Genomic DNA, 18,204 nt, shown 5'->3' with positions numbered 1-18,204 from the left:
TGAATTGAACATGACCTTAAAAGAATTATTGGTGGGGTTCGGCACCCAGGTCCGGAGTATCTGGATGATTGGCCTGCATGCCTTCGCCAAACGTGAAACCCGGATGTACCCGGAAGAGCCGGTCTATTTGCCGCCGCGTTATCGCGGCCGCATCGTGCTGACGCGCGATCCGGACGGTGCAGAGCGCTGCGTCGCCTGTAACCTGTGTGCGGTAGCCTGCCCGGTGGGCTGTATTTCGCTGCAGAAAGCAGAGACGGTAGACGGCCGCTGGTACCCTGAGTTCTTCCGCATCAACTTCTCACGCTGCATCTTCTGCGGTCTGTGCGAAGAAGCGTGCCCGACCACGGCGATCCAGTTGACCCCTGACTTCGAGCTGGGTGAATACAAACGTCAGGATCTGGTGTACGAAAAAGAGGATCTGCTGATTTCCGGTCCGGGCAAATACCCGGAATATAACTTCTACCGGATGGCGGGTATGGCAATCGACGGCAAAGATAAGGGCGAAGCGGAAAACGAAGCTAAGCCGATCGACGTCAAGAGCCTGTTACCGTAAGGAGAGGGCAATGGAATTCGCTTTTTATATCTGTGGCCTGATCGCCATCCTCGCAACCTTGCGGGTCGTCACTCACACCAATCCGGTGCATGCGCTGCTGTACCTGATCATTTCGCTGTTAGCGATTGCCGGGGTGTTCTTCTCGCTGGGCGCGTACTTCGCCGGGGCGCTGGAGATTATCGTCTACGCTGGGGCCATTATGGTGCTGTTCGTCTTCGTGGTGATGATGCTCAACCTGGGCGGCAGCGAAATCGAACAGGAACGCAAATGGCTGCAGCCGGGGATCTGGATTGGCCCGGCCATCCTCTCCGCAGTGCTGCTGGTGGTTATCGTTTACGCCATTCTGGGGATTAACGACCAGGGTATCGACGGCGCGGCAATCAACGCTAAAGAAGTGGGTATTGCGCTGTTTGGGCCGTACGTCCTGGCGGTGGAGCTGGCCTCCATGCTGCTGCTGGCGGGCCTGGTGGTCGCCTTCCACATCGGTCGCGAAGAGCGCGCCGGCGAGGTGCTGAGCAACCGCGTGAACGACAGCGACAAAAGAAAAACGGAGGAACACGCATGATCCCCTTAACACATGGACTGATCCTCGCGGCCATCCTGTTTGTGCTTGGTCTGACGGGGCTGGTGATCCGCCGCAATCTGCTGTTTATGTTGATCAGCCTGGAAATCATGATTAACGCCGCCGCGCTGGCCTTTGTGGTGGCGGGCAGCTACTGGGGCCAGGCAGATGGTCAGATTATGTATATCCTCGCCATCAGCCTTGCGGCTGCGGAAGCGAGTATCGGTCTGGCGCTGCTGCTGCAGCTCCATCGTCGCCGCCAGAACCTGAACATCGATTCAGTAAGTGAGTTGCGTGGATGAACATGCTTGCCTTAACCATTCTTTTGCCATTGATTGGCTTTGTGCTGCTGGCCTTCTCCCGCGGGCGCTGGTCGGAAAACCTTTCCGCCACCGTTGGCATGGGCTCGGTAGGCCTGGCGGCGCTGGTCACCGCCTATGTCGGCGTCGACTTTTTCGCTAACGGCAAACAGGCGGTCAGCGTGCCGCTGTGGACCTGGATGTCGGTAGGGGATTTCAACATCGGCTTCAACCTGGTGCTGGACGGCCTGTCGCTGACCATGCTCTCCGTGGTGACCGGCGTCGGCTTCCTGATCCACATGTTCGCCTCCTGGTATATGCGCGGTGAAGAGGGCTACTCCCGCTTCTTCGCCTACACCAACCTGTTTATCGCCAGCATGGTGGTTCTGGTACTGGCCGACAACCTGCTGCTGATGTACCTGGGTTGGGAAGGGGTGGGTCTTTGCTCTTACCTGCTGATCGGCTTCTACTACACCGATCCGAAGAACGGCGCCGCAGCGATGAAAGCGTTTGTGGTGACCCGCGTCGGCGACGTGTTCCTCGCCTTCGCGCTGTTCATCCTCTACAACGAACTGGGTACCCTCAACTTCCGCGAAATGGTTGAGCTGGCGCCGCAGCACTTTGCTAACGGCAGCACCACGCTGCAGTGGGCGACGCTGATGCTGCTCGGCGGCGCGGTCGGTAAATCCGCCCAGCTGCCGCTGCAAACGTGGCTTGCCGATGCGATGGCGGGTCCGACGCCGGTTTCCGCGCTGATCCACGCCGCGACCATGGTCACCGCGGGCGTCTACCTGATCGCCCGTACCCACGGTCTGTTCCTGATGACGCCGGAAGTGCTGCATCTGGTCGGGATCGTCGGGGCGGTTACCCTGGTGCTGGCGGGCTTCGCCGCGCTGGTGCAGACCGACATTAAACGCGTTCTCGCTTACTCCACCATGAGCCAGATTGGCTACATGTTCCTCGCGCTGGGCGTGCAGGCATGGGACGCGGCGATTTTCCATCTGATGACTCACGCGTTCTTTAAAGCGCTGCTGTTCCTGTCGTCTGGTTCGGTGATTCTCGCCTGCCATCACGAACAGAACATCTTCAAGATGGGCGGCCTGCGCAAATCTATTCCGCTGGTGTACGTCTGCTTCCTGGTGGGGGGCGCGGCGCTGTCCGCTCTGCCGCTCATTACCGCAGGCTTCTTCAGTAAGGATGAGATTCTGGCGGGGGCGATGGCCAACGGCCATATCAACCTGATGGTGGCGGGCCTGGTCGGCGCCTTTATGACCTCGCTGTACACCTTCCGCATGATTTTCATTGTGTTCCACGGTAAAGAGCAAATTCACGCGCACGCAGGGAAGGGGATCACCCATCATCTGCCGCTGATTGTGCTGCTGGTGCTGTCCACCTTCGTTGGCGCGCTGATCGTGCCGCCGCTGGAAGGCGTCTTACCGCAGACCACTGAACTGGCACACGGCAGCGTGATGACGCTGGAGATTGCCTCCGGGATCATCGCTATTGCCGGCATCCTGATCGCCGCATGGCTGTGGCTGGGCAAACGCACCCTGGTGACCTCTATCGCCAACAGCGCGCCTGGCCGCTTCTTCGGTACCTGGTGGTTCCATGCCTGGGGCTTCGACTGGTTATACGACAAAGTATTCGTTAAGCCATTCCTCGGCATTGCCTGGCTGCTGAAGAGCGATCCGCTGAACTCGTTGATGAACATCCCGGCGCTCCTCTCCCGCTTCGCAGGTAAAGGCCTGCTGGTGAGCGAGAACGGCTATCTGCGCTGGTATGTGGCGTCAATGAGCATTGGCGCGGTGGTGGTGCTGGCGCTGCTGATGGTATTGCGTTGAGTTTGAGAACCTTTGTGTTGCCCGGCGGCGCGGTGCTTGCCGGGCCTACGGGAGCGTAGGTCGGGTTAGCATTAGCTCCACCTGACAAAACAAGCCTCAAACCGAAGTGAATTTTCTGTGAGAATTCGTTGAAAATCAGGTCGTAAAGGACAGGCGTTATCGGCGAAGTCAAAGTGGACGCCGCCTGCGCGGAGCAATCGGAGCGTACTAAAGTACGTGAGGATTGTGAGCACAGCCGGAGTTCGTTATGACGAGTAAGATAGCCTGAACCGGACTTAAATAAGGAATAAAAATCACCATGTTATTGCCTTGGTTGATATTAATCCCCTTTATCGGCGGCTTCCTGTGCTGGCAGACCGAACGCTTTGGCGTGAAAGTGCCGCGCTGGATCGCGCTGATTACCATGGGACTGACGCTGGTGCTTGGCCTGCAGCTGTGGATGCAGGGCGGCTATTCTCTGACGCAATCCGCGGGTATTCCGCAGTGGCAGTCTGAGTTCGTGCTGCCGTGGATCCCACGCTTCGGCATTAGCATTCATCTGGCGATCGACGGCCTGTCGCTGCTGATGGTAGTGCTGACCGGCCTGCTCGGCGTGCTGGCGGTGCTCTGTTCCTGGCGCGAAATCGAAAAATACCAGGGCTTCTTCCACCTCAACCTGATGTGGATCCTGGGCGGCGTCATCGGCGTGTTCCTCGCCATCGACATGTTCCTGTTCTTCTTCTTCTGGGAAATGATGTTGGTGCCGATGTACTTCCTGATCGCGCTGTGGGGCCACAAAGCCTCTGATGGTAAAACGCGTATCACGGCGGCCACCAAGTTCTTCATCTATACCCAGGCGAGCGGCCTGGTGATGCTGATTGCCATTCTGGCGCTGGCATTCGTCCACTTCAACGCCACCGGCGTGTGGACTTTCAACTATGAAGAGCTACTGAAAACCCCGATGTCCCACGGCGTGGAATATCTGCTGATGCTCGGCTTCTTCATCGCCTTCGCGGTGAAAATGCCAGTGGTGCCGCTGCACGGCTGGCTGCCGGACGCCCACTCCCAGGCGCCGACCGCCGGTTCCGTCGACCTTGCGGGGATCCTGCTGAAAACTGCGGCCTACGGTCTGCTGCGCTTTGCGCTGCCGCTGTTCCCGAACGCCTCCGCCGAGTTTGCGCCTATCGCCATGTGGCTGGGCGTGATCGGGATCTTCTACGGTGCGTGGATGGCCTTTGCCCAGACTGATATCAAACGTCTCATCGCCTACACCTCCGTGTCCCACATGGGCTTCGTGCTGATTGCTATCTACACCGGCAGCCAGCTGGCGTATCAGGGGGCGGTGATCCAGATGATTGCTCACGGTCTCTCCGCGGCGGGTCTGTTTATTCTCTGCGGCCAGCTGTACGAACGTCTACATACCCGTGACATGCGTCAGATGGGCGGTCTGTGGAGCAAAATCAAATGGCTGCCGGCGATGTCGATGTTCTTCGCCGTCGCCACCCTGGGGATGCCGGGCACCGGTAACTTCGTCGGCGAATTTATGATCCTGTTCGGCAGCTATAAAGTGGTGCCGGTGATCACCGTGATCTCGACCTTTGGTCTGGTATTCGCGTCCGTTTACTCGCTGTCGATGCTGCATCGCGCTTACTTCGGTAAAGCGAAAAGCGAAATCGCGGCGAAAGCGCTGCCGGGGATGTCCCTGCGTGAACTGTCTATCATCCTGCTGCTGGTGGTGCTGCTGGTGCTGTTGGGCTTCTTCCCGCAGCCGATCCTCGACACCTCGCATGCTGCGATGAGCAACATTCAGCAGTGGTTTGTTAATTCTGTTTCTACTACAAGGCCGTAATTCGCCATGACAATAACTCCACAACAACTGATCGCACTGCTACCGCTGCTGATCGTCGGCTTGACGGTGGTGGTTGTGATGCTCTCCATTGCGTGGCGACGCAATCATTTTCTCAATGCCACGCTGTCGGTTCTCGGGCTTAACGCCGCGCTGGTCTCGCTCTGGTTCGTCGGCCAGAATGGGGCAATGGACGTCACGCCGCTGATCCGCGTTGACGGCTACGCGATGCTCTACACTGGGCTGGTGCTGCTGGCGAGTCTCGCCACCTGTACTTTCGCCTATCCGTGGCTTGAGGGTTACAAGGACAACAAAGAAGAGTTCTACCTGCTGGTGCTGATCGCCGCCCTGGGCGGCATTCTGCTGGCCGGTGCGAATCATCTGGCGGCGCTGTTCCTCGGCATTGAGTTAATCTCGCTGCCGCTGTTCGGCCTGGTCGGCTACGCCTTCCGCCAGAAGCGTTCGCTGGAAGCGAGCATCAAATACACCATCCTCTCCGCGGCAGCCTCCTCTTTCCTGCTGTTCGGTATGGCGCTGGTGTATGCGAACTCCGGCAACCTGTCCTTCCTTGCGCTGGGCAAGAGCCTGGCGGACAACACGCTGCACGAGCCGCTGCTGCTGGCGGGTCTCGGCCTGATGATCGTCGGTCTTGGCTTTAAGCTGTCGCTGGTGCCGTTCCACCTGTGGACGCCGGACGTTTACCAGGGGGCGCCTGCGCCGGTCTCCACCTTCCTGGCGACCGCCAGCAAGATCGCCATCTTCGGCGTGGTGATGCGTCTGTTCCTGTACATGCCGGTGGGCAACAGCGAAGCGGTGCGCGTGGTGCTGGGGCTGATCGCCTTCGCCTCTATCATCTTCGGTAACCTGATGGCGCTGAGCCAGACCAATATCAAACGTCTGCTCGGTTATTCTTCTATCTCCCACCTCGGCTATCTGCTGGTGGCGCTGATCGCCCTGCAAAGCGGCGAAATGTCGATGGAAGCCGTTGGCGTCTACCTGGCCGGCTACCTGTTCAGCAGCCTCGGCGCGTTCGGCGTGGTCAGCCTGATGTCCAGCCCATACCGTGGCCCGGACGCGGACTCGCTGTTCTCCTACCGCGGTCTGTTCTGGCACCGTCCGATCCTGTCGGCGGTGATGACGGTGATGATGCTCTCCCTGGCCGGTATCCCAATGACTCTCGGCTTTATCGGTAAGTTCTACGTGCTGGCCGTCGGTGTTCACGCCCATCTGTGGTGGCTGGTTGCCGCGGTGGTTGTCGGCTCGGCGATCGGTCTCTACTACTACCTGCGCGTGGCGGTGAGCCTGTACCTGAGCGCGCCGGAGCAGCTGAACCGTGATGCGCCGTCGAACTGGCAGTACAGCGCTGGCGGTATCGTGGTGCTGATCTCTGCCCTGCTGGTGCTGGTGCTCGGTATCTGGCCGCAGCCGCTGATTAGCATCGTGCAGCTGGCGACGCCGCTGATGTAAGTGGATTGACTCAATAAAAAAACCGCCGGAATGGCGGTTTTTTTATGCCCGGAATGTTACGCCACCGTGTAAACCATAAAGTCTTCCGCCAGCAGGGTGTCCGGGAAAATCTCCCGGCATTCCGCCAGCATCCGCAGGCAGCCCTCGGCATCGTAGCGTGAGCTAAAGTGGGTGGCGATAAGCGTGCCGACGCCTGCCTCTTTAGCCAGCGTCGCGGTCTGCTGACTGGAGGAGTGGCCGCGACTATTGGCTTTCTCCGCCATCGCCTGCTCCAGGGTGGTCTCGTGGACCATCACATCCGCCCCGCGCGCCATCTCCAGCGCCTGCGGGCAGGGGGCGGTATCGCCAAAGATGGCCAGCGTTTTACCCGGCGTGGCGGGCCCCAGGTAGCGGCTGCCGTCGATCACCCGGCCATCCGCCAGCGTCACCTGTTCACCGCGCTTAAGGCGGTGAAACAGCGGCCCGGGAGGCACGCCGTCGGCAATCAGCCGGGCGGCGTCGAGGGCGCCGGGCTTGTCGTGTTGCTCAATGCGATACCCGTAGCACTCCACCGGATGGCTAAGCGGGAACGCGGTGACCCGATAGCCCTCTTCGTCGAACACCAGACCGGGGCCGACTTCGATGATGGTCAGAGGATAGTCGGTCCACGAGCCGCTGAGGCGCAGCGCGGTGTCAATGAATTCTTTTATTCCTGTTGGTCCGTAGACCGTCAGCGGCAGCGAATTCCCCTGCATCGAGCGGCTGCACAGCAGTCCGGGCAGGCCGAACAGATGGTCGCCGTGCAAATGGGTAATAAAGATCTTATTCAGTTTGCCAGGATGATGGGGCGTATGCAGAAACTGATGCTGGGTCCCTTCGCCGCAGTCAAACAACCACATTTCGGCGCGGGTTGGCTGTTGCAAATTGAGTATTATCGACGTCATATTACGCGTGCGGGTCGGCACCCCGGCGGATGTCCCCAAAAAAGTTAATTCCATCGTCCAGTGTCCTCAGGGCGAGTCGCAAAACATCAGTATATCAATAAGGAGCAGCAGATGATGACCTGGCAGGACCTCCATCATAGTGAACTCACCGTTCCCCAGCTGTATGCGCTGCTGAAGCTGCGCAGCGAAGTCTTTGTCGTGGAGCAGCAGTGCGCTTATCAGGATGTCGACGGCGATGATTTGGTTGGGGAAAATCGCCATCTTCTCGGCTGGCGCGATGGCGAACTGGTGGCTTATGCGCGGATCCTTAAAAGCGAAGAGATGTACGATCCGGTGGTGATTGGCCGGGTTATCGTCAGCCCCGCCGCGCGCGGCGAAAAGCTTGGCCAGCAGCTGATGGCGCAGGCGCTGGCCAGCTGTCAGCGGCACTGGCCGCAAAAGTCGATTTACCTTGGGGCGCAGGCGCACCTGCAAACTTTTTACGCCCACTTCGGTTTTACGCCGGTGACTGAGGTCTATGATGAGGATGGCATTCCGCACATCGGCATGGCGCGGGAAAGCCGCGCTGTTTGACCCCTCAACACTCACATTCCAACCCTGTTCCGGGCCGGCGAGCAGGTGAGATAAAACCCGCTCCCTCGTCATGGGTACTGCTATTCCGCCGTCGAACCCCTTATAATGTGGGGTTTTACTACCGTGGAGGTTTGCGTGCTGTCTGTTTCCACTGCGCTGGCCCGTTTACGTGACGGCCTGAGTGAGCCCTTTCCTGACTCACCCGGCACGCGAATTATCGATATTGCCTTTCCGCTGAATGATGCCTTCGATCCGCTGCTATGGTGCGGCCAGCAGCCGCAGTGGCCGCAGTTCTACTGGCAGCAGCGCAATGGCGACGAGGAGATGGCGGCGCTGGGGGCGGTAAAAAGCTTTCCCTCGCTCGACGCGGCGAACCGCTTTTTACACCAGGCCGGACGGCAGGATCTGCGCATCTGCGGCCTGAATGCGTTTGCCCCGCAGCAAGGCCGGCTGGTGCTGCCGCGTCTGGAATGGCGTCGGTGCGGCGGCAGGGCCGTGATGCGGCTGGTGCTGCACAGCGACCTCTCCCTGCGCGACGATGCCATGACGGCGCGTGATTTTCTCGCCAGCCTGACCACCGCCCAGGCGACCCCTGGCGGCGTACCGCCGCTGTTGTGCGAGCGCCACTCCTCCGATTATCCCCTGTGGCAGGCAATGATAGACCTGGCGACGCAGGCCATCGCCGCCGGCGACATGGATAAAGTGGTGCTGGCGCGGGCAACCGACCTGCAGTTTGCCGCCCCGCTGGATGCCGTGAGCATCATGGCCGCCAGCCGCAGCCGCAATCTTAACTGTTTTCATTTCCTGATGGCGTTCAATGCCCGTCAGGCGTTTTTCGGCTCCACGCCGGAGCGGCTGTGGCGCCGGCGCGGCGCGCTGCTGCGCACCGAAGCGCTGGCGGGCACCGTCGCTAATCATCAGGATGACGCGAAGGCGCAGCAGCTGGCCGACTGGTTGATGAAAGACGACAAAAATCAGCGGGAAAACATGCTGGTGGTGGAGGATATCTGCCAGCGCCTGCAGAGTGAGGCCTCGACGCTGGACGTTCTGCCGCCGCAGGTGGTGAGGTTGCGCAAGGTACAGCATCTTCGACGCTGCATCTGGACCGAGCTGGCGGAGCCTGACGACAGCCGCTGTCTGCTGCAGCTGCAGCCTACCGCCGCGGTGGCCGGCCTGCCGCGGCGGGCGGCGCTGGCATTCATTCAGCGCCATGAACCTTTTTCCCGTGAATGGTACGCCGGTTCCGCCGGGTATCTGTCGCTGGCGCAAAGCGAGTTTTGCGTGGCGCTGCGTTCGGCGAAAGTGGACAACGACACCCTGCGACTGTATGCCGGGGCGGGGATCGTCAGCGGCTCCGATGCGCTGCAGGAGTGGCAGGAGATTGACAACAAAGCGGCCGGGCTGCGCTCGCTACTCTGTCCATAAGCGGGAATGACGATGCATATCAAAACGCCGTCACTTTGGCTTATCTATACTTAGCATCAATATTTGATACCGGACAATTTCATGTCAGTAAGCGCATTTAACCGACGCTGGGCGGCAGTGATCCTGGAAGCTTTAACGCGCCACGGCGTGCAGCATATCTGCATCGCGCCGGGCTCGCGCTCGACACCCTTAACCCTGGCGGCGGCGGAAAACCGCGCCTTTATCCATCATACCCATTTTGACGAACGCGGCCTCGGCCACCTGGCGCTCGGTCTGGCGAAAGCCAGTCGTCAGCCGGTGGCGGTCATTGTGACCTCCGGGACCGCCACCGCGAATCTCTATCCGGCGCTGATTGAGGCGGGTCTCACCGGGGAAAAGCTGATTCTCCTGACCGCCGACCGTCCGCCGGAGCTGATCGACTGCGGCGCCAATCAGGCGATTCGTCAGCCGGGGATGTTCGCCTCCCATCCGTCGCAGACGATTTCTCTGCCGCGTCCCTCGCAGGATATTTCCGCCCGCTGGCTGGTCTCGACCATCGACCAGGCGCTGGGCGAGCTGCACGCCGGCGGGGTGCATATCAACTGCCCGTTCGCCGAACCGTTGTATGGCGATATGGATGATACCGGCGTGGAGTGGCAGCAGCAGCTCGGCAGCTGGTGGCAGAGCGATAAGCCCTGGTTACGTCAGGCGCTGCAGAGGGAAAGTGAGAAACAGCGCGACTGGTTCTTCTGGCGGCAAAAGCGCGGCGTGGTCGTGGCGGGCAGAATGAGCGCTGCCGAAGGGAAAAAAGTGGCCGAGTGGGCCCAAACCCTCGGCTGGCCGCTGATCGGCGATGTCCTGTCGCAGACCGGGCAGCCGCTGCCGTGCGCTGACCTGTGGCTGGGTAATGGCAAAGCGGTGAGCGAGCTGGCGCAGGCGCAGATCGTGGTTCAGCTCGGCAGCAGCCTGACCGGCAAGCGGGTTCTGCAGTGGCAGGCCACCTGCGAGCCTGATGAATACTGGCTGGTGGATAATCTGGCCGGTCGTCTCGATCCGGCACAGCACCGCGGCCGCCGTCTGCTCGCCAGCGTTGACCGCTGGCTTGAGCTGCACCCGGCGGAGAAACGCCAGCCGTGGGCGACGGCCATTCCTGAACTGGCCCGTCAGGCGTGGGAGGCGGCGGTCGCCAGCAACGAACCCTTTGGCGAAGCGCAGCTGGCGCAGCGAATTCGCCGCTATCTGCCGGAACAGGGGCAACTGTTTGTCGGCAACAGCCTGGTGGTGCGCCTGATCGACGCCCTGGCGCAGCTGCCGGCCGGCTACCCGGTTTACAGCAACCGCGGCGCCAGCGGCATTGATGGCTTGATCGCCACCGCCGCCGGCGTGCAGCGCGCCAGCGCCAGGCCAACCCTGGCCATCGTCGGCGATCTTTCGGCGCTGTACGATCTCAACTCGCTGGCTCTACTGCGCCAGGCGTCGGCGCCGCTGGTGCTGATCGTGGTGAACAACAACGGCGGGCAGATTTTCTCCATGCTGCCGACGCCGCAGGACGAGCGGCGCCAGTTCTACTTAATGCCGCAGGATGTTGATTTCAGCCACGCGGCGGCGATGTTCGGTCTGGCCTATCATCGCCCGGCTGACTGGCAGGCGCTGGATGAGGCGCTGGCCGGCGCCTGGCGCAGGGCAGGGGCGACGGTGATTGAGCTGGCGGTCAATGAGACCGACGGCACACAGACCCTCCAGCAGCTGCTGGCGCAGGTAAGCCGCCTGTGACCCTCAGCGCGGCTGTCGAACATGGCCAGCCGGGTTATCCCTGGCTGGTCTTTCTGCACGGTTTTTCCGGCGACCGCAACGAGTGGCGGGAAGTGGGCGACGCGTTTCGCACCTGGCCGCGGCTGTATCTCGATCTGCCGGGCCACGGCGGCTCCGCGAATATCGCAGTGCAGGACTTTGCCGGGGTCAATATTCTGCTGCAGGCTACGCTTAATAGTTACAACATACTTAACTACTGGCTGATCGGCTACTCGCTGGGGGGCCGGGTGGCGATGAACTTCGCCTGCCAGCCGCGCGCGGGTCTGCGCGGCCTGATCGTCGAAGGCGGCCATCCTGGCCTGCAGGATGCCGAAGCGCGGCGGGCGCGGCGCAGCAACGACAGCGCCTGGGCGGACCGTTTTCGCCATGAGCCGTTGGCGCAGGTCTTTGCCGACTGGTATCAGCAGCCGGTCTTCGCTTCACTGAACGCCGGGCAGCGCGCGGCGCTGGTCGCCTTACGCAGCCGGAACAACGGTGCGACGCTGGCGGCGATGCTGCAGGCGACCTCCCTTGCCGGGCAGGCCGATCTGCGCGCACCCCTGCAGGCGCGCGATTTCCCCTTTCATTACCTGTGCGGCGAGCGCGACGCGAAGTTTCACGCCATCGCCCAGGCGCTCGCGGCGGATCTCCATCTTATTCACCATGCCGGACACAACGCGCACCGGGACAACCCGGCGGCGGTGATTGCCTGTCTGGCGCAGATTTTGGCAAGTTAACTGAAGGACATTCTATGATCTCTCTTGATGAAGCAATGCTCTATGCCCCTGTTGAATGGCACGATTGTTCCGAAGGCTATACCGATATTCGCTACCACAAATCGGCCGACGGCATTGCCAAAATCACTATCAACCGCCCGCAGGTGCGCAACGCCTTCCGCCCGCTGACCGTCAAAGAAATGATCCAGGCGCTGGCGGATGCCCGTTATGACGACAATATCGGGGTGATTGTCCTGACCGGCGAAGGTGAGAAAGCCTTTTGCGCCGGCGGCGATCAGAAAGTTCGCGGTGATTACGGCGGCTATCAGGATGACTCCGGCGTACATCATCTCAACGTACTCGATTTTCAGCGCCAGATCCGCACCTGCCCGAAACCGGTGGTGGCGATGGTGGCCGGCTACTCTATCGGCGGCGGCCACGTGTTGCACATGATGTGCGATCTGACCATCGCGGCGGAAAACGCCATCTTCGGTCAGACCGGGCCGAAGGTCGGCTCCTTCGACGGCGGCTGGGGCGCCTCCTATATGGCGCGCATCGTCGGGCAGAAAAAAGCGCGGGAAATCTGGTTCCTCTGCCGTCAGTATGACGCGCAGCAGGCGCTGGATATGGGGCTGGTGAACACCGTGGTGCCGCTGGCGGATCTGGAAAAAGAGACGGTGCGTTGGTGTCGGGAAATGCTGCAGAACAGTCCAATGGCGCTGCGCTGCCTGAAAGCGGCGCTGAACGCCGACTGCGACGGCCAGGCCGGTCTGCAGGAGCTGGCGGGCAACGCCACTATGCTGTTCTACATGACGGAAGAGGGGCAGGAAGGCCGCAATGCCTTCAACCAGAAACGTCAGCCGGACTTCAGCAAATTTAAACGGAATCCCTAATGCGCATTTCGCAGGTTTACCGCTGGCAGATACCGATGGACGCGGGCGTGGTGCTGCGCGAACGGCGGTTAAAAACCCGCGATGGGCTGTTCATCCACCTGCGGGAGGGTGAACGCGAAGGCTGGGGGGAAATATCTCCCCTGCCGGGATTCAGCGCAGAGACCCTGGAGGAGGCGCAGGCGGCGCTATTGCTCTGGGCGCAGGCCTGGCGCGACGGCGCGGAGCCGGCGCTTCCTGCGCTGCCCTCTGTCGCGTTTGGCATCAGCTGCGCGCAGGCGGAGCTCAGCGGCGAGCTGCCGCTGGCCGCGGATTATCGCGCAGCGCCGCTCTGCTCCGGCGATCCGGATGAGCTGTTCGCCAGACTGGCGGCGATGCCCGGCGAGAAAGTCGCTAAGGTGAAAGTGGGTCTCTGGGAGGCGGTCCGCGACGGCATGGTGGTTAATCTGCTGCTGGAAGCCATCCCCGACCTGCAGCTGCGTCTGGATGCCAACCGGGCCTGGACGCCGCTGAAAGCGCAGCAGTTTGCGAAATACGTCAATCCGGCGTATCGCCAGCGCATTGCCTTTATTGAGGAGCCTTGTAAAACGCCGGAGGACTCACGAGCCTTTAGCCGCGAAACCGGGATCGCTATCGCCTGGGATGAAAGCCTGCGCGAGGCGGATTTTCGCTTCGTCGCCGAGCCGGGCGTGCGCGCGGTGGTGATCAAGCCGACGCTAACCGGCAGTTTACACCAGGTTCAGCAGCAGGTCGCCGCGGCCCATGCGCTGGGGCTGAGCGCGGTGATCAGTTCGTCGATCGAGTCCAGCCTCGGGTTAACTCAGCTGGCGCGGGTTGCCGCCTGGCTGACGCCGCAGACCATCCCCGGACTGGACACCCTGTCGCTGATGAGCGCCCAACTGGTACGGCCGTGGCCGGAAAGCACCCTGCCGATGATCAACATGGATACGCTGGAGGCGCTGTTGTGACCTTTTGCGACTGGCCCTGGCGCCACTGGCGCCAGCGGCGCGGAGAGGCGCAGGCGCTGCGCCTGAATGACCAGCCGCTGACCTGGCGCGACCTGTGCGACCACGTTGACGCGCTGGCGGCCGGCTTTGCCGCGCAGGGCGTAACGGCAGGTCACGGGGTGGCGCTGCAGGCTTTTAACCAGCCCTCGACGCTGCTGGCCTGGCTGGCGCTGCTGCAGTGCGGCGCGCGGGTGCTGCCGCTGAATCCGCAGCTGCCCGCAGCGTTGCTGCAGGAACTGCTGCCAGCGTTGACCGTCCAGCATCAGCTGGTGCTTAACGGCGATGCGCTGCCGGGGGATTTACCGGCGTTAACCCTGCAGGCGGCAGCGGGAACCCATGCTGTGCCGTGGCGCGGGGATCGTTTCGCTTCAATGACGCTGACTTCGGGGTCGACCGGTCTGCCGAAGGCGGCAGTGCATGATGCCAGCGCCCATCTGGCCAGCGCCGCCGGCGTGCTGGCGCTGATGCCGTTTGCCGCAGAAGATGACTGGCTGCTGTCGCTGCCGCTGTTTCATGTCTCCGGACAGGGGATTATGTGGCGCTGGCTGCTGGCCGGCGCGCGGCTGACGGTGCGCGATAAACAGCCGCTGGCGCAGATGCTGCAGGGCTGCACCCACGCTTCGCTGGTGCCGACTCAGCTGTGGCGCCTGCTGAATGACGGTGCTGCGCTCTCCCTCAAGGCGGTGCTGCTTGGCGGCGCGGCGATCCCGGTCGAGTTGACCGAGCGGGCGCGGGGGCAGGGGGTACGCACCTACTGCGGCTATGGCCTGACCGAGTTCGCTTCCACCGTCTGCGCCAAAGAGGCCGACGGCGCGGCGGATGTAGGCGCGCCGTTGCCGGGGCGGGAGATGAAAATCGTTGCCGGCGAGGTCTGGCTGCGAGCGGCGAGTATGGCCGCGGGCTACTGGCGCGACGGTCAATTGTTGCCATTGACCAACGACGAAGGGTGGTTTGCCAGCCGCGATCGCGGCGAGATCATCAATGGACGGCTCACTCTCCTCGGGCGCCTGGATAATCTCTTTTTCAGCGGTGGGGAAGGGATCCAGCCTGAGGAGGTGGAACGGATCATCGTGGCGCATCCGCAGATACAACAGGCGTTTGTCGTGCCGCTGGACGATGCGGAATATGGCCAGCGTCCGGTCGCGGTGGTGGAATGCGATGATGGCTGCGAAATGAGCGTGCTGGCGGCATGGAGCGCGGAGCGGCTGGCGCGTTTCCAGCAGCCGGTGCGTTGGCTGCGGCTGCCGGAAACGTTAAAGAACGGTGGGATTAAGATCTCGCGCCGGGCGCTGCGCGAATGGGTCAATTCGCCGGCTTAGCTGATATTGGCTTCGGCGCGACGCTGGCGCTGTTTACGCCGCAGACGCAGCAGCGGCGGCACCACCAGCACGGCGATGGCCAGCACCAGCAGCGTTTTGGTTACCCCGCTTTGCCACAGGATCGCCAGATTGCCGTTGCTGATGGACAGCGCGCGGCGCAGGTTCTGCTCCAGCATCTCCCCCAGCACGAAGCCAAGGATCAGCGGCGACATCGGGAAGTGCATTTTGCGCATAATGTAGCCAAGCACGCCAAGCCCCACCATCAGCAGCAGGTCAAAAGTGGTGCTGTGTACCGCGTAAACGCCGACGGCGGAGACCGCGGCGATGGCCGGGACCAGAAACCACAGCGGAATGGTCAGCATACGGGTGAACAGGCCGATCAGCGGAATGTTCATGATAAGCAGCATCACGTTAGCGATCAGCAGGGCGGCAATCAGCCCCCAGACGATATCCGGCTGTTCGGTGAACATCGCTGGGCCGGGCGTAATGTTATACAGCGTCAGCGCGCCCATCATCACCGCGGTGGTGCCGGACCCTGGCACGCCGAGCGTCAGCATGGGAATAAAGGAACCGCAGGCGGAGGCGTTATTGGCCGCTTCCGGCGCCGCCACGCCGCGAATATCTCCCTTGCCGAAGTTATCGCTGTTACCGCTGAGTTTTTTCTCCGTCATGTAGGTAATGGCGCTGGCGATGGTCGCCCCGGCGCCGGGCAGAATACCGACGAAGAAACCCACCACCGAGGAGCGCAGCGTCGCGCCGACGCACTGTGCGGCCTCTTTGGTGTTAAACAGCATCCGTCCGGTTTTCCGCACCAGGGTTTGTCCGCCGCTGGTGCTCTCCAGCATCAGCAGGATCTCCGAAACCGAGAACAGGCCGATCACTACCACAATAAACTGTACGCCGTCGGAGAGATGGACGCTGTCGAAGGTGAAGCGGTAAACCCCAGTATTAGCGTCTACGCCCACCGTCGCCAGCCCCAGGCCGATTAACGCCGCGAGGAACGACTTCAGCGGGTTCTGCGCCATCATGCTGCCAAGACAGGCGATGGCGAAGACCATCAGCGCGAAGTATTCCGCGGGACCGAACGCCAGCGACCACTGGGCGAGCAGCGGCGCGAACAAAATAATGCCGCCGATGGCGATCAGTGAGCCAAAGAAGGAACTGACGGCGGAAATCGACAGCGCAACGCCGCCGCGACCCTGCTGGGCCATCGGATAGCCGTCGAGGGCGGTCATAATGGCGGCGGCATCGCCGGGCACGTTCAGCAGAATCGATGAAATACGCCCGCCGTATTCGCAACCGATATAGACCGTCGCCAGCAGGATCAGCGCCGACTCCGCGGGTAAATGCAGGGCGAAAGCCAGCGGCAGCAGGATCGCCACGCCGTTGATAGGCCCCAGCCCCGGCAGCAGGCCGACGATAGTCCCGACAAAGCAGCCGATCAGGGCGATCAACAGGTTCTCCGGCGTCATGGCGACGGCGAAGCCCTGCGAGAGATAGATCCAGGTATCCATAAACGCCTCCGTTAATTAAACCAGATGCCGAGGGGCAGGGTGACATCGAGCAGGGTGTCGAAGGCGTACCATAACGACACGCCCATCGCGACGCCGGCAATGCCCGCCGCCGGCAGCGTCGCGCCGAACAGCAGACCAATGATCGCCGTCAGCAGCGCGGTGGCCAACGGAAAACCGAGCCATTCAAACCCCCAGGCGTACACCACCAGCACCACGACCATGGTCAGCAGACGCTGCAGCACATGCCGTCCCGGCCACTCGACGGCGTCCGGGCGACGCAGCAGCATTAACGCCGAGCACAGCAGCATCAGGCCGATGATCCCGAGCGGGAAGGGGCGCGGGCCGACGGGTTCATAGGAGTATTCGCTATGGATCTGCCAGGCGATAAACAGACCGCCAGTACATAACAACAGCCATACTCCGGCAAAAATACGATCGCTCATGAGCGCCTCCGCGGTTTATTTTGCCAGGCCAAAGGCTTTCGCCTGTTCGCGGTAGTCGCTGACCTGCTGCTTAACGTAGGTATCGAGCGCCTTGCCGTTCATATTGAATTCAAACAGGCCGCGCAGTTCACGTTGCTTTTTGAACGCTTCGGTTTGCTGCAGTTTAGTGAATTCATCGACCCACCACTGGTACTCGGCGTCGCTGACTTTCGGGCCCATAAAGAAGCCGCGAATAATCGGCCAGACCAGGTCGTAGCCCTGCTCTTTTGCAGTGGGGACATCGGCGAGCGCGCCCGGCAGTCGTTCACTGGAGAAGACCGCCAGCACGCGGATTTTATTACCCTGCAGATAGGGCACCATCTCGCTGAGATCGCCGGAGACTGCCTGCACATGGTTACCGAGCAGCGCGGTCACCGGCTCGCCGCCGCCTTCAAAGGCGACATAGCGCATTTTATGCGGGTCGACGTTGGCTTTTTGCGCCAGCAGCGCCGCTTTCATCCAGTCCTGACTGCCGATAGAGGCCCCGGCGCCAATCACGATACTGGAGGGGTTTTTCTCCATCGCGGTCATAAACGATTTCAGATCTTTCCATGGCGAATCGGCGCGCACGGCGATCATGCCGTAGTCGGTGCCGACGCTCGCCAGCCAGCGCACGTCATCGACGCTGTAACGGCCGAATTTACCCTGCGACAGGTTTAGCAGCGAGCCGCCGGAGAAGGCGACGACGGTCCCCGGCTCTGCCGGGCGCTGGGCGACAATGGCGTTGTAGGCCACCGCGCCCACGCCGCCGGGCATATAGGTGACGCGCATCGGTTTTTCGATGGCGCCGGTTTCCATCAGGCTCACCTGAATCAACTTACAGGTCAGGTCAAAGCCGCCGCCCGGTTTAGCAGGCGCGATACATTCGGTGCGGGACGGGGCCTCTGCGGCGAAGGCGGATGTGGTACAGAGGCACAGCGCGATGGCGCTCAGATGACGGAGAAATGGCGTTTTCATAGGCTTCCTCAGCAGGTACAGGGCAGGTTTTTTTGATTATGTGAACCGACATATAGCGATTCGGTTGCATGATTGTTAAAA

The 18,204-nt window shown here is 61.5% G+C and carries 17 protein-coding genes; 13 read left to right on the top strand and 4 right to left on the bottom strand.

Going from position 1 to position 18,204, the window contains the following annotated elements; translation table 11 throughout:
• The first annotated feature begins 10 nt into the window (after positions 1 to 10).
• The 6 genes from nuoI (at position 11) to nuoN (ending at position 6,547) form a co-directional block, all read left to right on the top strand.
• Positions 11 to 553 carry an NADH-quinone oxidoreductase subunit NuoI gene (nuoI, locus tag GT756_RS17830; RefSeq protein WP_002913152.1) on the top strand — a complete coding sequence of 181 codons (543 nt, stop codon included), beginning with the start codon at positions 11 to 13 and terminating at the stop codon, positions 551 to 553.
• A gap of 10 nt (positions 554 to 563) precedes the next feature.
• Positions 564 to 1,118 carry an NADH-quinone oxidoreductase subunit J gene (gene nuoJ / locus GT756_RS17825; RefSeq protein WP_004201743.1) on the top strand — a complete coding sequence of 185 codons (555 nt, stop codon included), beginning with the start codon at positions 564 to 566 and terminating at the stop codon, positions 1,116 to 1,118.
• Positions 1,115 to 1,417 carry an NADH-quinone oxidoreductase subunit NuoK gene (gene nuoK, locus GT756_RS17820; RefSeq protein ID WP_002913148.1) on the top strand — a complete coding sequence of 101 codons (303 nt, stop codon included), beginning with the start codon at positions 1,115 to 1,117 and terminating at the stop codon, positions 1,415 to 1,417. The genes nuoJ and nuoK overlap by 4 nt, the downstream gene beginning before the upstream one ends.
• Entirely contained in the window at positions 1,414 to 3,255 is a 1,842-nt protein-coding gene (nuoL, locus tag GT756_RS17815; protein ID WP_004201740.1) for an NADH-quinone oxidoreductase subunit L, read from the top strand. Before nuoK ends, nuoL begins: the two co-directional genes overlap by 4 nt.
• A 298-nt stretch (positions 3,256 to 3,553) precedes the next feature.
• On the top strand, positions 3,554 to 5,083 hold the full coding sequence (gene nuoM, locus GT756_RS17810; RefSeq protein ID WP_004201738.1) for an NADH-quinone oxidoreductase subunit M: 1,530 nt from the start codon (positions 3,554 to 3,556) through the stop codon (positions 5,081 to 5,083).
• A gap of 6 nt (positions 5,084 to 5,089) precedes the next feature.
• On the top strand, positions 5,090 to 6,547 hold the full coding sequence (gene nuoN / locus GT756_RS17805) for an NADH-quinone oxidoreductase subunit NuoN (RefSeq protein WP_004201737.1): 1,458 nt from the start codon (positions 5,090 to 5,092) through the stop codon (positions 6,545 to 6,547).
• 56 nt (positions 6,548 to 6,603) lie between these two features.
• Here nuoN and rnz read toward each other — a convergent pair whose 3' ends face one another.
• Positions 6,604 to 7,524: a ribonuclease Z gene (gene rnz / locus GT756_RS17800; protein ID WP_023318783.1), complete on the bottom strand. Its 921-nt coding sequence runs from the start codon at positions 7,522 to 7,524 to the stop codon at positions 6,604 to 6,606.
• 57 nt (positions 7,525 to 7,581) lie between these two features.
• Between rnz and GT756_RS17795 the strand changes: the two genes are divergently transcribed.
• The 7 genes from GT756_RS17795 to menE all read left to right on the top strand — a co-directional run bounded on the left by GT756_RS17795 (position 7,582) and on the right by menE (position 15,170).
• Positions 7,582 to 8,043: a GNAT family N-acetyltransferase gene (locus tag GT756_RS17795; protein WP_064178358.1), complete on the top strand. Its 462-nt coding sequence runs from the start codon at positions 7,582 to 7,584 to the stop codon at positions 8,041 to 8,043.
• A 135-nt stretch (positions 8,044 to 8,178) separates the two neighbouring features.
• Positions 8,179 to 9,468 carry an isochorismate synthase MenF gene (gene menF, locus GT756_RS17790; protein ID WP_049092498.1) on the top strand — a complete coding sequence of 430 codons (1,290 nt, stop codon included), beginning with the start codon at positions 8,179 to 8,181 and terminating at the stop codon, positions 9,466 to 9,468.
• An 81-nt stretch (positions 9,469 to 9,549) separates the two neighbouring features.
• A complete protein-coding gene (menD, locus tag GT756_RS17785; protein ID WP_048295242.1) occupies positions 9,550 to 11,220 on the top strand; it encodes a 2-succinyl-5-enolpyruvyl-6-hydroxy-3-cyclohexene-1-carboxylic-acid synthase in 1,671 nt (556 codons plus the stop codon).
• Entirely contained in the window at positions 11,217 to 11,975 is a 759-nt protein-coding gene (menH, locus tag GT756_RS17780) for a 2-succinyl-6-hydroxy-2,4-cyclohexadiene-1-carboxylate synthase (RefSeq protein WP_160124973.1), read from the top strand. The genes menD and menH overlap by 4 nt, the downstream gene beginning before the upstream one ends.
• Positions 11,976 to 11,989: 14 nt before the next feature.
• Positions 11,990 to 12,847, top strand: a complete 858-nt coding sequence (gene menB, locus GT756_RS17775) for a 1,4-dihydroxy-2-naphthoyl-CoA synthase (protein WP_004201730.1) — start codon at positions 11,990 to 11,992, stop codon at positions 12,845 to 12,847.
• Positions 12,847 to 13,812 (top strand): o-succinylbenzoate synthase, encoded by a 966-nt coding sequence (gene menC, locus GT756_RS17770; RefSeq protein WP_064178359.1) that lies wholly within the window; start codon positions 12,847 to 12,849, stop codon positions 13,810 to 13,812. The genes menB and menC overlap by 1 nt, the downstream gene beginning before the upstream one ends.
• The gene (menE, locus tag GT756_RS17765) at positions 13,809 to 15,170 is read left to right on the top strand and encodes an o-succinylbenzoate--CoA ligase (RefSeq protein WP_064178360.1); all 1,362 of its coding nucleotides are present in this window, start codon (positions 13,809 to 13,811) and stop codon (positions 15,168 to 15,170) included. Before menC ends, menE begins: the two co-directional genes overlap by 4 nt.
• Here menE and GT756_RS17760 read toward each other — a convergent pair.
• The 3 genes from GT756_RS17760 to GT756_RS17750 are packed head-to-tail and all read right to left on the bottom strand — an operon-like array spanning position 15,167 to position 18,123.
• Positions 15,167 to 16,684, bottom strand: a complete 1,518-nt coding sequence (locus tag GT756_RS17760; protein ID WP_064178361.1) for a tripartite tricarboxylate transporter permease — start codon at positions 16,682 to 16,684, stop codon at positions 15,167 to 15,169. The genes menE and GT756_RS17760 overlap by 4 nt on opposite strands.
• A gap of 11 nt (positions 16,685 to 16,695) precedes the next feature.
• Positions 16,696 to 17,127, bottom strand: a complete 432-nt coding sequence (locus GT756_RS17755; protein ID WP_004201725.1) for a tripartite tricarboxylate transporter TctB family protein — start codon at positions 17,125 to 17,127, stop codon at positions 16,696 to 16,698.
• Between the two features lie 15 nt (positions 17,128 to 17,142).
• Complete coding sequence (locus GT756_RS17750) at positions 17,143 to 18,123, bottom strand: tripartite tricarboxylate transporter substrate binding protein (RefSeq protein WP_017899284.1); 981 nt, start codon at positions 18,121 to 18,123, stop codon at positions 17,143 to 17,145.
• Positions 18,124 to 18,204 lie beyond the last annotated feature (81 nt).

It is taken from the genome of Klebsiella sp. Q2 (genome assembly GCF_009900705.1).
Taxonomy (GTDB): domain Bacteria; phylum Pseudomonadota; class Gammaproteobacteria; order Enterobacterales; family Enterobacteriaceae; genus Klebsiella; species Klebsiella quasipneumoniae.
This window is presented reverse-complemented; position numbering and strand designations above follow the sequence as displayed.

Bases quoted from the DNA above. Each gene is read 5' to 3' on its own strand.
- GT756_RS17760 (WP_064178361.1), bottom strand. From the start codon at position 16,684: ATGGATACCTGGATCTATCTCTCGCAGGGCTTCGCCGTCGCCATGACG.
- menC (WP_064178359.1), top strand. From the start codon at position 12,847: ATGCGCATTTCGCAGGTTTACCGCTGGCAGATACCGATGGACGCGGGC.
- GT756_RS17750 (WP_017899284.1), bottom strand. From the start codon at position 18,123: ATGAAAACGCCATTTCTCCGTCATCTGAGCGCCATCGCGCTGTGCCTC.
- nuoM (WP_004201738.1), top strand. From the start codon at position 3,554: ATGTTATTGCCTTGGTTGATATTAATCCCCTTTATCGGCGGCTTCCTG.
- nuoJ (WP_004201743.1), top strand. From the start codon at position 564: ATGGAATTCGCTTTTTATATCTGTGGCCTGATCGCCATCCTCGCAACC.
- GT756_RS17795 (WP_064178358.1), top strand. From the start codon at position 7,582: ATGATGACCTGGCAGGACCTCCATCATAGTGAACTCACCGTTCCCCAG.
- rnz (WP_023318783.1), bottom strand. From the start codon at position 7,524: ATGGAATTAACTTTTTTGGGGACATCCGCCGGGGTGCCGACCCGCACG.
- nuoN (WP_004201737.1), top strand. From the start codon at position 5,090: ATGACAATAACTCCACAACAACTGATCGCACTGCTACCGCTGCTGATC.
- nuoL (WP_004201740.1), top strand. From the start codon at position 1,414: ATGAACATGCTTGCCTTAACCATTCTTTTGCCATTGATTGGCTTTGTG.
- nuoK (WP_002913148.1), top strand. From the start codon at position 1,115: ATGATCCCCTTAACACATGGACTGATCCTCGCGGCCATCCTGTTTGTG.
- GT756_RS17755 (WP_004201725.1), bottom strand. From the start codon at position 17,127: ATGAGCGATCGTATTTTTGCCGGAGTATGGCTGTTGTTATGTACTGGC.
- menB (WP_004201730.1), top strand. From the start codon at position 11,990: ATGATCTCTCTTGATGAAGCAATGCTCTATGCCCCTGTTGAATGGCAC.
- menD (WP_048295242.1), top strand. From the start codon at position 9,550: ATGTCAGTAAGCGCATTTAACCGACGCTGGGCGGCAGTGATCCTGGAA.
- nuoI (WP_002913152.1), top strand. From the start codon at position 11: ATGACCTTAAAAGAATTATTGGTGGGGTTCGGCACCCAGGTCCGGAGT.